General features: G+C 32.7%; 12 protein-coding genes and 1 other RNA gene. 2 read left to right on the top strand and 11 right to left on the bottom strand.

The window, feature by feature from the left end:
* The 7 genes from GMA11_RS03960 to GMA11_RS03930 form a co-directional block, all read right to left on the bottom strand.
* On the bottom strand, positions 1-897 hold the full coding sequence (locus tag GMA11_RS03960) for a ParB/RepB/Spo0J family partition protein (protein ID WP_163545924.1): 897 nt from the start codon (positions 895-897) through the stop codon (positions 1-3).
* Complete coding sequence (locus GMA11_RS03955; protein ID WP_163545923.1) at positions 887-1,654, bottom strand: ParA family protein; 768 nt, start codon at positions 1,652-1,654, stop codon at positions 887-889. Before GMA11_RS03955 ends, GMA11_RS03960 begins: the two co-directional genes overlap by 11 nt.
* A gap of 9 nt (positions 1,655-1,663) precedes the next feature.
* The gene (rsmG, locus tag GMA11_RS03950) at positions 1,664-2,383 is read right to left on the bottom strand and encodes a 16S rRNA (guanine(527)-N(7))-methyltransferase RsmG (RefSeq protein WP_163545922.1); all 720 of its coding nucleotides are present in this window, start codon (positions 2,381-2,383) and stop codon (positions 1,664-1,666) included.
* Positions 2,384-2,533: 150 nt separating this feature from the next.
* Complete coding sequence (locus tag GMA11_RS03945; protein WP_163545921.1) at positions 2,534-3,514, bottom strand: ribose-phosphate diphosphokinase; 981 nt, start codon at positions 3,512-3,514, stop codon at positions 2,534-2,536.
* 92 nt (positions 3,515-3,606) lie between these two features.
* Positions 3,607-4,983 (bottom strand): bifunctional UDP-N-acetylglucosamine diphosphorylase/glucosamine-1-phosphate N-acetyltransferase GlmU, encoded by a 1,377-nt coding sequence (gene glmU / locus GMA11_RS03940; RefSeq protein ID WP_163545920.1) that lies wholly within the window; start codon positions 4,981-4,983, stop codon positions 3,607-3,609.
* A 92-nt stretch (positions 4,984-5,075) separates the two neighbouring features.
* On the bottom strand, positions 5,076-8,090 hold the full coding sequence (locus tag GMA11_RS03935) for an ABC transporter permease (RefSeq protein ID WP_163545919.1): 3,015 nt from the start codon (positions 8,088-8,090) through the stop codon (positions 5,076-5,078).
* A gap of 5 nt (positions 8,091-8,095) precedes the next feature.
* Complete coding sequence (locus GMA11_RS03930) at positions 8,096-8,797, bottom strand: ABC transporter ATP-binding protein (protein WP_163545918.1); 702 nt, start codon at positions 8,795-8,797, stop codon at positions 8,096-8,098.
* Positions 8,798-8,917: 120 nt separating this feature from the next.
* On the opposite strand from GMA11_RS03930, the gene GMA11_RS03925 reads away from it, so the two are divergent.
* Entirely contained in the window at positions 8,918-9,445 is a 528-nt protein-coding gene (locus tag GMA11_RS03925) for a TetR/AcrR family transcriptional regulator (protein ID WP_163545917.1), read from the top strand.
* Between the two features lie 31 nt (positions 9,446-9,476).
* Here the strand turns inward: GMA11_RS03925 and GMA11_RS03920 are convergent, their stop codons facing one another.
* From GMA11_RS03920 to GMA11_RS03910, 3 genes are all read right to left on the bottom strand, one after another.
* Complete coding sequence (locus GMA11_RS03920) at positions 9,477-10,325, bottom strand: lipoate--protein ligase family protein (RefSeq protein ID WP_163545916.1); 849 nt, start codon at positions 10,323-10,325, stop codon at positions 9,477-9,479.
* Positions 10,285-10,632 (bottom strand): arsenic metallochaperone ArsD family protein, encoded by a 348-nt coding sequence (locus GMA11_RS03915; RefSeq protein ID WP_163545915.1) that lies wholly within the window; start codon positions 10,630-10,632, stop codon positions 10,285-10,287. The genes GMA11_RS03920 and GMA11_RS03915 overlap by 41 nt, the downstream gene beginning before the upstream one ends.
* Before the next feature lie 185 nt (positions 10,633-10,817).
* Positions 10,818-11,912 carry a glycerol dehydrogenase gene (locus tag GMA11_RS03910; RefSeq protein WP_163545914.1) on the bottom strand — a complete coding sequence of 365 codons (1,095 nt, stop codon included), beginning with the start codon at positions 11,910-11,912 and terminating at the stop codon, positions 10,818-10,820.
* 596 nt (positions 11,913-12,508) lie between these two features.
* Between GMA11_RS03910 and ssrA the strand changes: the two genes are divergently transcribed.
* Positions 12,509-12,875: a transfer-messenger RNA gene (ssrA, locus tag GMA11_RS03905) on the top strand.
* A 301-nt stretch (positions 12,876-13,176) separates the two neighbouring features.
* On the opposite strand, the gene GMA11_RS03900 is transcribed toward ssrA, so the two are convergent.
* Positions 13,177-13,439: transposase (locus GMA11_RS03900; RefSeq protein ID WP_163545913.1), on the bottom strand; the 263-nt coding region annotated here is incomplete at its 5' end.

Genomic DNA, 13,439 nt, shown 5'->3' with positions numbered 1-13,439 from the left:
CTAATCAAATTGAATATTTAATATATCTAAAATACGTGTTAAATCATCTTTAGATAAATATTCGATTTCAATCTTACCTTTATTACCTTTTTCAATAATATGTACAGATGTACCAAACTTATCCGTTAGCCGCTCTTCACTTTCAACCACATAATACGGTCTGCTTTCACGTTGTTTTTTCGTTTTTGTATGAGATTGAGGTACTAACATTTTTTGTACGATCTCCTCTAATTGACGAACAGTCAAACCTTCTTTAATTGTCTTTTTGGCTAATGCTACAATATCTTCCTCTTTTTCAAGGGTTAATAGTGTTCTTGCTTGACCCATTGTCAACTCTTGATTTTCTAACATCACTTTAACAATTTGAGGTAATCCTAACAAACGAATGTAATTAGCTACATACGGTCTACTTTTTCCTAGACGTTCTGCTACTTGCGCTTGTGTTAATGACAATTTTGTCATTAATGTATGATACGCTTGAGCTTCTTCTAGTGGATTTAAATCTTCGCGTTGTAAATTTTCAACCACAGCAATTTCAATCATCAATGGTTCATCAAGTTGTCTAACAATCGCAGGTATACTTTCTTTCCCTGCTAATTTAGACGCACGTACACGTCTTTCTCCAGCAACAATCTCATATCCCTTAATACTTGATTTTCTTAAAATAACGGGTTGAAAAACGCCAGTTTGTTTAATAGACTCTGCTAATTCATTTAAAGCCTGCTCATCAAATGTTTTTCTTGGCTGATAAGGATTTGGACGAATATCACTCAATAAAATTTCTTCGACTTGTTCATTATCTAAATCAATCGACTCAAAATCTTCCATTGGACTAGAAAACAAAGCACCAATACCTTTTCCCAAACCTTTTGTTTGTTTCTCTTTTTTAGTTGCCATTATCTAACACTTCCTTTGCTAAGTCTAAATATAGCTTGGCACCTTTTGAACGTTTGTCGTAATCAATAATAGCTTGTCCATAGCTTGGTGCTTCTGATAAGCGTACACTTCGCACAATAATCGTATCATACACTTTTTCTTTAAAATATTTACGTACTTCTTCAACTACTTCTGCACCTAAATTTGTGCGTGCATCTAACATCGTTAAAAGTACTCCTTCAATTTTTAATTCTTTATTGAAATTTTGATGCACCAATCGAATTGTATTCCATAATTGTCCTAATCCTTCTAACGCATAATACTCGCATTGTACAGGAATTAAGACAGAGTCACTTGCTGTAAAAGCATTTAACGTCAATGCTCCTAAAGCAGGGGGGCAATCAATTAAAATATAATCGTATTCATCAATAATCGGTTGAATAGCTCTTTTTAATAATTGTTCTCGTCTTTCTACAGCATACAATTCTAATTCAGCACCTGCTAAATTGATAGTGGCTGGTACAACCCATAAATTTTCACGACTAGATTCAAAAATAGCTTCTTTGATGTTTAAGTCATCGACTAAAACACTATATATGTCTTTATGTTCAACATCAGCTTTATTGATACCTAGACCGCTGGTCGCATTTCCTTGTGCATCACTATCAATTAACAATACTTTTTTTCCTAAATAAGCTAAGGACGCACCTAAATTGATAGCTGTTGTCGTTTTACCAACGCCACCTTTTTGGTTTGAAACTGCAATAACTTTTCCCATACTATCCTCCTATCTAATTGGACTTTTAGCCGGTATACCAGCTTTTCTTGGATATTTATTTGGTGTTTCTTTTGTCTTTTTCACAATAATAATATGTCGACTTCCCGCATCTTGCGGTAATTCAAAAGAAATATCATCTACTAATTGTCCACCTAATAATGTGATTGCTTTTTGACTTTCTTCTTTTTCTTCTTGTGTACTAGTAGCTTTCATCGACACAAAATAGCCACCTTTTTTCACTAAGGGCAAACAAAATTCTGTTAATAAGTTCAATCTTGCCACAGCTCGTGCGGTTACAATATCAAATGTTTCACGATATACTTTATTTTGACCAAATTGTTCTGCTCTATCATGATAACAAACAACGTCTTTTAATGCTAATACACGAACTAACTCATTCAAAAAGGTAATACGTTTATTTAATGAATCAACAATGGTTATATGCAAATGTGGTAGTGCAATTTTTAATGGTATACTTGGAAAACCTGCACCTGCACCAACATCACAAACACGAATGGGTTCATTTAATAAATCTGTATGAATGGCTAATGTTAAGCAGTCATAAAAATGTTTCAAGTAAACATCGGCTTGTTCTGTAATAGCCGTTAAATTCATCTTTTCATTCCATTCCACAAGCATACGATAATACGTATCATATTGGTTTTCTTGTTCTTTTGTTAAATGAATACCATGTTTTTCAAGTAATAATATAAACTGTTCAGGTGTCATACACTTCTCCTTTATAGAGCTCTTTTAGACAGTAAAACTCACTTTATACTTTACCATAAATTCGTCTATTTTTCTATACTCAAGCAAAAATATAGATATAACAAAAAAAGACGTGAAACAACTCAACGTTGTTTCACATCTTTGAACTCATTATTTATGTTTTGAAAATTTTTCAATGAATAGTGGACTGACTGGTCTATTTTCATGAATACGTGTAATTGCTTCTGCCATCAATTCAGAAACAGATACCGTCACAATTTTTCCGCCTTGTTTTTCTTCTGGTAAATCAATCGTATCCGTCACAACAACTTCTTTAATAATAGAGTTATTTAAACGTTCAATTGCTGGGCCAGATAACACAGCATGCGTACAACATACATAAACGTCTGTTGCATGTCCTACTTCTTTTAATGCATTCGCTGCTAGAGAAATAGTTCCAGCTGTATCAATCATATCGTCAATTAAAATACATGTTTTTCCTTCAACATTCCCAATAATGTTCATAATTTCGGCAACATTGTCTTTCGGACGACGTTTATCAATAATCGCAATCGGTGCTTTTAAGAATTCAGCTAATTTTCTTGCACGTGTTACACCACCATGATCTGGTGATACCACGACAACTTCTTCTAAATCTAAATCTTTTTCCAAGAAATAATTTGCCAGTAACGGAGCACCTAACAAATGGTCTACCGGAATATCAAAAAATCCTTGGATTTGTGCAGCATGCAAATCAACTGTTAATAAGCGATCTGCTCCTGCTTGAGTTATCATATTGGCTACTAATTTTGATGTGATTGGTTCTCTCGGTTTTGCTTTTCTGTCTTGTCTTGCATAACCATAATATGGCATAATCACATTGATTGTTTTCGCACTCGCACGTTTTAATGCGTCAATCATAATCAATAATTCCATTAAATTATCATTGACTGGATGTGATGTTGACTGTACAACATAAACGTGACAGCCACGTATACTTTCTTCAATATTGACTTTAATCTCTCCATCGCTAAAATGTGAGACCGTTAATTTCCCTAATTCTACTCCAACAGATTCAGCAATTTTTTCGGCTAAAGGTCTATTTGAACTTAGAGAAAAAATCTTCAACTTTGGATCAGAATAATGTACCATTATGAATTCCTCCGATTATAACAATTATTTTTTAACACTACCCTTATAATACTCCTATTGGTACCGTTTTTCCAGTAAAAACCATACATTTTTTAATCTTTTTTCGCATAAGGAAGTTTAGTCGCATAATCTTTTTTATTTTCTTGTTTTCCTCTAGCAATCGCAAGAGCATTATCAGGAACATCTTTTGTAATCGTTGAACCCGCAGCTATAAACGCACCATCTCCAATCGTTACCGGAGAAATGATGTTAGCATTACATCCTATAAAACTATCGTGACCAATCGTTGAATGATGTTTATTTTTTCCATCATAATTCACAACAACCGTACCACAACCAACGTTGATACGTTCACCTAATGTTGCATCTCCAACATACGTTAAATGACCCATTTTTGTATCATTACCAATCATTGTATTTTTTACTTCAACAAAGTTTCCAACATGGACACGCTCATGTAAAATTGTATTCGGACGAATATGTGCCATTGGACCAATATCTGAGAAAGAATGGATATAAGATTTTTCTAAACAAGAAGATTTTACTGTGATATGATTTTCAAGTGTCATATCAACTAATTCAGAATTCATACCAATGAAACAATTTTGTCCAATCACCGTTTTTCCTTTTAAGTAAACATTTGGTTCAATAATCGTATCTGAGTCAATTTGTACATCACTATCAATATACGTCGCATTAGCATCAATTAGTGTCACACCATTTCTCATGTGTTGTTCATTGATACGTTTCCGCATTAGTACATTCGCTTGTTGTAAAGCAACTCTATCATTGACACCTAAACTTTCTTCTAAAGAATCCATTTGATAAGCTGTCACGATTTCTTGATTGTTTTGCAAAATTTCAAGCACATCTGGTAAATAATATTCTCCTTGTGCATTATCATTATTAACATATTCTAACGCTTCAAACAAAGCACGATTATCAAACACATACGTGCCTGTATTAATTTCTTTAATCAAACGTTCTTCTTCTGTTGCATCTTTATGCTCAACATTTTTTAAAACATGCCCATTTCCATCACGAATGACACGTCCATATCCAGTTGGATCATCTGCAATTGCAGTTAAAATGGTTGCTTTCGCTTGTTTTTCTAGATGATATGCCATTGCTTTTTCAATCGTTTCTGCTTGAATAAGTGGTGTATCGCCACATAGCACAATCGTGATACCATCTTTATCACCTAAAAATGATTTCGCTTGTTTCACAGCATGACCTGTTCCTAATTGTTCCTCTTGCAACGCATAAACACAACGATCTTTCATCAAATCTTTCACATCATTAGCACCATGGCCTACAATCGTTACAATTTCTTTAACGCCTGATTTTTCAACTTGAGAAACAACATGCTCCACCATTGCTTTTCCACATACATGATGTAAAACTTTATATAACGAGGACTTCATACGTGTCCCTTTTCCTGCGGCTAAAATAATCGCAAATTTATTCATGTTACATCTCCTTTTTCTTTACTCTTTACATAGTATATACCACTTTACAACAAGATAAAAGAGATGTTCGTCTAAAACACCTCTTTTATTATTTATTCAACTGATTTTAAAGCTTCTAGCATATCTACTTTTTTTAAATAACGATGAACAATATATCCTAAACCAATGAGTAGTAGTATCAGCAAAATAGTAGGAAGTATATAAACATACATCGCCACATTTGGATTAAACATAATATTATCTGGTGGTACCATGCCAATAATATATTGATGCAAAAGATGTCCTAATCCAAATCCAACAAAAACACCAATAATAGATAAATACATCGTTTCTTTATAGATATATAAAGTTACTTCTTTATCATAAAAACCTAATACTTTAATCGTTGACAATTCTCGAATACGTTCAGCAACATTGATATTAGTTAAATTATATAAAATAACAATAGCTAATAGCACAGACGATATAATCAAGACCGACATGACTTTATTCAATGATGTCACAACTGTTTGAATGAGATTTTTATACGTTGTATTTTGTGCCACAGCTTTGACACCACTCAACATCATAAAATCAGTTGCTTTCTTTTGAATGTTTTCGTCTGTATGAACCACGGATTTCACTAAATACGCATTTATTTTGAATGACTTATTGAACACTTCTTCATAATAGCGTTTCGTAATAAACGCAAAATGCCCCATATACATTTCCGTAATGCCTGAAATCTTCATGCTCCATTCATTTTTGTTTTCATCAAGAAATACAACTGTATCACCAATCTTAACATTTAGTAACATTGCCAATCTTTCCGATAAAACAATACCTCTATCTGTTAAATCAATCGATTTTTGTGTTTGCCGATTTTGAAGTTTTATATACTCTTGAAAAGCTGTTTTTTGTTCATTATCAACAGCAATCATTGTTATTTGTTGTTCATCTTTTTTTACTCCTGCAACTTTTATCAATGTTTGAGAATATGTCGGTAAAAAAGATGACACATCAGAAGATGACAATGCATGAGATAAATCTATTTTTTCTTGTGATGTCATATGATTTTTTTGTGCCACAATCATATCGTATGTCACAATATCACCAAACTGTTTTGTACTCAATTCTTCAATGGATGAACGAATACCTAATCCCGTATATAAAAGTGCTATCGAACCAGATACACCAAAAATAGTCATCAACATACGTTTTTTATATCGGAAAATATTACGAGCTGTTACTTTTTGTGTAAAACTCATACGTGACCAAATAGGTGTTACATACTCCAATAAAATTTTTGCCCCCGATACGACAGGAGGTTTTGGCAACAATAATTGTGCCGGTTTAGCATTTAATTCTTTTTTAACAACTAAATACGCAGGTAAAACAGCACTAATGAAAGCTAACAGGCATGACAAGAAAATATATTCCGGATAAATATATAGTTCAATTTTTGGGATACTTACACTATGACTATACGTATCATAAATAACATTTGGAAGAACAATATGCCCTAGTAAAACACCAATTAGTGTACCAATCATACTTGCTGTAAAGCCGTATATTATAAATTTTTTATAAATATCTTTATCGGTATAACCCAATGCTTTAAACGTCCCTATAATCAAACGTTCTTCATCAACAAAACGTGTCATTGTCGTAAATGTTACTAATGCAGCTACAAAATACAAAACAATGGGAAAGATATTTCCAACAGCATCAATCACATTTGCATTACTTTCATACGAACGATATCCGGCTGACCACGGTGTTTCTCGTCTAGTATACACATGATAAACAGGTTCTTCTAATACGCTCAATTTTTCTTTAGCATCTGCTAATTTTTGTTCTCCATCACTTATATCAACATCCGCTTTTTGTTTTTGTACAAAATACTCTTGCCGTTTATTTGTAAGTGATTCTTCATTTATCGATAAATCTCTTTCTTTTTCTTGAAGAGTTTTTAGTCCTTGTTCATACTCTGATACACCGTTTGTGTATTGCTCTATTTGTTCATTTAACTGGGCTTGTCCTTGTTCATAAGATTGTTTTCCAGTTTCTAATTGTACAGCTTGTTGTTCCCATTGTTCTTTTGGTAAAATAGCAATCGCTTTTTGAAGTGCTACTTCTTTTTCTTGTAGCATTTGATAAGTTTCATCAAGTTGAAATTGAGCAATGGCAAGCTCTTCACGTGCATTATCTAGTTGAATTTTCCTTTGTTGTAATGTTTCTTTGGCTTGTTCAAGCTTTTCTTTCCCCTCATCAATACGTTCTTTGGCATCTTCTAATTGTGAATGTGCATCTGTTAACGTTTGTTTAGCATTCTTTAAGCCACTTTCTTTTTCATCGATTATTTCTTGTGTCTTAGATACGATACTATCCAATCTCTTTTTAGGCTGTTGCTTCAACAATGTTTGCACTGTTTCTTTGTATGCGTGTACCTTTTGTAAATACGTTTCTTGGTACGGATTGGCACCTACTAAATCGTGGTAAAATAAACGCGCAATCATATAAACCGAACTGTCAAATACTTTTTCTGTCACAATACCATAAGCAGATAACTCTCCTGTTCCAACAGTTGTCACACCTAAATCAACTTTAGATAATATATCCGTTGATCGTATATACCCGACCACTTTAAATGTATGATTGTTTAATTTATCTTGTTCTCTTGCTTCAAAAGTCAATGTATCCGATAGTGCCACTTTATCTTTTTGCATATCAAACACAGCAATTTCATCTTCTTTTTCAGGCAAGCGCCCTTCAACCAGCTCGTATTGTGAAATATTTTTTGGTTTTGACAGCAAGCGATACGTTTGAGTCGTATCTTTTAATAATACATCACTAAAATAGCCATATTCAATGAACGCTTGTTGAGAAAGTGTGTCTAATAAATCTTTGTCGCCCTTATCTAAACCATAGTCACTTAACACACTTATATCTGCCGTTTGATGTGTTTTAAAATAGTGTTGTCCGGTGACTTGCATATCTGGTGCTGTCACTTTTAAACCTACTAAAGCAAAGGAACCTAATGCCATTAACGAAATGATCGACAAAAAGCGTCCTTTTGATTTAGAAAACGATTGCCGAATATCTTTCCAAAATATTTTTCTTTTCATACCTTTTAATACTCCAATTCTTGAATATCTTTAGGTTTCTCATTCACTACAATATTCTTCACACTCGCATCATGCATATAAATCACTCGATCTGCAATAGGGGCTAATGCACTATTGTGTGTCACAATAATAACTGTCGTTCCTTTTTCTCGTGCCATGTTTTGTAAAATCTGCAAAATATGTTTTCCGGTTTGATAATCTAATGCTCCAGTTGGTTCATCACATAATAAAATTTTAGGGTTTTTAGCAACTGCTCTAGCGATTGCGACACGTTGCTGTTCTCCACCAGATAATTGAGCAGGAAAGTTATGGATACGGTTTTCTAAACCAACATCCTTTAATACCATTTGTGCGTCTAAAGCATCTTTAACAATTTCAGATGCCAATTCAACATTTTCTTTTGCTGTTAAATTTCCTACTAAGTTATAAAATTGAAAAACAAAACCAACATCTTCTCGTCTATATGTTGTTAATTCTTTTTTTGAATATCGTTCTATATGAATACCGTCGATAATAATTTCTCCCTCATCGTTCGTATCCATTCCACCTAAAATATTTAATACTGTTGATTTACCTGCACCCGATGCACCTAGTATAATCACAAGTTCGCCTTTTTCAATAGAAAACGTCACATCACGATTTGCAATAATTTCTGTTTCTCCGACTTGATAGCGTTTATAGCTATGCTTCATTTCAATATAAGACATTTATATCCTCTTTCTGTTAAATAAACAACATGTTGATTTAATACTACCTTCAGTATATAATCAGCATATCTAAAAAGCAATAAACAATCCATTTCAAAGTGTTCATATAAAGGAGATACAATGCAACAACGTCACACAGAAACAAAAGCCCTTATAAAAAAAGTCTTTACAACATTACTATTAAAGCATGATTTTGAAACTATTACTATCAGCATGATAACACGAGAAGCACGTATCAACCGTGGCACGTTTTATTTGCATTATCTTGATAAATACGATTTGTTAGAACAATTAAAACAAGAATTGACCTCTCATCTATTTAATATTATTCTTATTGATAATCCAAATGAACATACAATTGATATTATTATCGAGGCTTTAAGTTATTTAAAGAAAAATTTTGATTTCATTTATGCATTATCTATGAACCAAAGCGTCCATTTAGCAATAGAAATCCGAAAATTCCTAGAAGAATTATTAAAAGTAGCACCTGTTTTACATCAAAAAATTTCACAATATAAAAGTCTTCCGTTCCTATATGCTAAAGAGGTTTTTTTCTCCAGCATGGAGGCAATTATCCTTTATTGGATAAAAACGGGTGCAAATGAAACACCTCAAGAAATGGCACAAATTTTAAATAGTATATAAAAAGACCTATCGAAATCATTTCAAATAGGTCTTATACTTTTTTATTTCTTTCAATCATTTTTTCATAAAAAGAGTGGTATTCTTTTCTTAGAGTATCTGTTATTTGAAAAGTTTTTAAATCAACATTTTTAGATACTAATAAATCGATCATCGCCATTTTTAAATCATTGACGGTCAATGATACGTCCAATAAATCGGATAAATTTGCCATAACCTCTGGGTGCACCTCTGGAAATTTAAAGGTCGTTTCTTCGTCTTGCAAACCTGAAACGTAAAAATCTCTAATAAGTTCTCCTCTTTTTTGTTGATTACCACACACGCTTAAATAAACAGAAATAGACACACCCTCTTTAAATCGTCTTTGTGCAATACCTGCGAATTTTTTCCCATTTATACTTAAATCAAAATCTCCAGGACAATAAGAATGTTCAATTAAACGATACTCCACAGATGCTTTATATGGTTTTAATAATTCCTGAATAAATGTTGTCATAAATAAATAACCATCTTGAATAGAGAATTTGTCATATTTTAATTTTGGTATCACAAATGAAAAATTCAAAATCCCTTCATCCGCAACAACAGCTAATCCTCCCACATTTCGTACAACAGCACGATAGCCATGCGTGCGAATATGTTTAATGCCTTTGTCACAATATGGCAAGCGTCTATCTAGCATACCTAAAATAACAGTATCTTGCATTGGCCAAATGTGTAAAATTGTTTGGTTAATGTTACGATTTACTTCACGTAAAAAAACATCTCCCCAAGCAAATGGTTGGTATAGTTGTTCAGAAATCATCATTTTATCTTCAAACACATATAAAGGCGTTTTAAAATTAGTGATGATGTCCACAACAACATCCTCCATTACAATCATGTTCATGCTCTTCTTCGATACTAAATTCAATGCCACTATGTGTTATAAATTCTTCATTTGTTAAATGTGCTGATTGTTTCACTAACACATCATCAATATATGTTAGAGGTAAAATATTATTTGTTTGTTCATTTATCAATGTTTCAACTTTTTCAGGAAATACATCTTTTCCATAAACCACATAAGCTGTTTCAAAACTATCTAAACTACCTAAGCCTTCAAGAATTAACTCAACACGTTGTACTTCTTGTCGAGTATCAAAATCATCAGTTTCATTCACTAATTTATCAAATACTTCAATTTTCATAATGACATTCCTTTCTTAAATCAATCTGTCTATACGTATCTTATCATATCCGTTTACAATATGGAATTATTGTCTATTTTAGCCAATAAAAAGGTTCTTCTTCAAATCGTATTGGACCAACACGATTTGAAGAAGAACCCAAAAAAGAGCGATAAGCTAACCTTATCGCTCTTGCATTAACACATTTATTTCGCTAAATTTGTCACGTAAGCATCAACAGCTAAAATAGCAGCCGTTACATCTTCTGCCGTTACTTTGAATGGCATTTGATGAATCGTTTCCCCTTCAATAGTTGCTTGTTGTCCAACTTTTAATAAGTCTTCATAACTTGCATTTTCAAGATGTAATTCTTTTAATGTTGTTGGTAATCCAAGTGATTGATAGAAATGAATGTATTTATCTAATTCTTCTTTTGGAGCATTTTCTAATACAAGTTGTGTTAATGTACCATACGCAACTTTTTCACCATGTGTTAAATGATGGATATCTCCTGTTAAAGCTGTGAATCCATTATGAATAGCGTGTGCAGCTGCTAAACCAGCACTTTCAAAACCAAGACCACTTAACAATGTATTAGCTTCAACTACTTCTTCTAATGCTTTTGTCACAACTTTTGCTTTATTACTTGCCATTGCTTCTAATCCTTTAGCAAACAATGTACGTTCACATGTTTGTGCAATTGCAATGCCTGCAAGTGTTTGATAACCTCCTGCCATTGTTTCACCATTTTTTTGTAAAACAGCACGAGCTTCTACCCATGTTGCCAATCCATCAGCAATACCTGAAGCTAATAAACGTGTTGGTGCTTGACTAATAACTTTTGTATCCACAACGACTAGTTCTGGGTTTTTAGAATAGAAAATATATTTATCAAATGCACCTTCATCTGTATAAATAACAGATAAAGCAGAACATGGAGCATCTGTTGAAGCAATTGTTGGTGCAATAACTACTGGTACTCCCATTAAATCAGCAATCGCTTTGGCACTATCTAATGTTTTACCACCACCAAGACCAATGACAACATCGTTTCCTTCTGCTTTCCCTACTGCTACAACACGATTCACTTCATTATCTGATGCTTCACCATTAAATGCTACTCGAGTCGCACTGAATTCATTTTCTGATAATGCAGTTAAATATTTTTTTCCTACAATATCATATACAACATCATCACAAAGTACGAGTGGTTTTGTTCCTAATGCTTTAATATGATCTAAGCTTGTAAATAAAACATCCTTTCCTTGAATATAACGAGATGGACTTGCAAAAACTTTCATAATTTCCTTCTTTCCATGTGATTACTTTCACATTATGTATTAAAAAAAGCTTTTTTGCCTTTATTTAATTAAATCATACATCAAAACCCTACTTTTCGCAAGCGTTTTTATTTTATAAAAATATGAAATACTGTTTTAATAATAAATAAAATTTCAATACCCTACATTGTCTTGTAGATAGTTTTATTCAAATTAATTATGTTAAAATTTACACAAAACAAAAAGCTATATATAATCTATAAGTTTATGATTTTTTCTGAGTATACCATAAAAATAACTAATATTTTTCACTCCAACGTTGATACAAAGTGATTAAATGTTAGACTTTTCTTTATTTCCTAACTTCCAACACTATACAACAATTATAGTTTGGTTGATAAAACAATACTAAATTCATTATATTAGGCAATAAATCTTTCTTTAATACACACATTTTTATATGATACCAAAAAATAATCGTTCATAATACATATTATTATATTTTTAAAATGATAAACACCATTTATTAGAGTGGCATTTATTTTTCATCTGAAAAGGACGGTAGCTTTTTACTTTGACTTTTAATGACTTTCCTATATAATGAATTTATATAACTTGGGGGCGTTACGGATTCGACAGGCATAGTTTGAACAGTTAAGGCAATTCGTAGGCGATGGCTACGTTAAAACATCACAGTTTAAATATAACTGACAAAACACAAAATAATTCTTTCGCTTTCGCTGCGTAAAAAACAGTGAGCGAAGATCTGCCTTACTTCTCCCATGAGTAAGTGACAGGTCTTAAATGAATGGGATACGTTACAAACTTACATCTGGAGTGCGTAAAAGAGATTTATCAGATTAGCAACTTTTAATGCCTGTTTATTGGCTAAAAAGAAGCGAAATATAAATAAATAAACTATAATTGTAGAATTGATTGTGGCAATATGTTTGGACGCGGGTTCGACTCCCGCCGCTTCCATATTCATAAGAAAAAAGAATGAACATGAATCTCTTAAAAAAATTTGGTTCTATAATATGGCTGTATAATTTTTAGGGTTGATGGCATAAGCCACTAGCCCTAATTTCATGTAGACAAAAAGGGCTCTATGTCAAATAGGGTTGATGACTCATAAAAGGTAGTGATGTCACAAATGTTACGTCACTATCTTTTCATTTTAAGTCACAAAGTGATGTACGGCTCACCGACATGTACACGATACATGTCTCTTCCCCTACGTTGTGCGGGGAAGGAGCTATTTGTACGTCACTTTTGACTTAAACTATTAAGCAACTAGTGAAGTAGATGGTACGGTATATGGTACATATAACTTACAGATTAATAAAATACGATTTCTAAAATGTGAAAAGTTACGATAGCCATAGGCATTTCTCTTAAGTACTTTAATTTTATGATTGATACCTTCAAGTGCACCGTTAGTCAAATGATGGTAGATAAAGGTGTTTTTAATATAGGGTAAATACCCTTTGAAAGTTCTTAATACTCTACGTAAACCAGGAGAAATAGCTTCCTGTTTCGCCCATATGA

It is taken from the genome of Granulicatella sp. zg-ZJ, assembly GCF_010892355.1.
In the GTDB taxonomy this organism is placed as follows: domain Bacteria; phylum Bacillota; class Bacilli; order Lactobacillales; family Aerococcaceae; genus WM01.
This window is presented reverse-complemented; position numbering and strand designations above follow the sequence as displayed.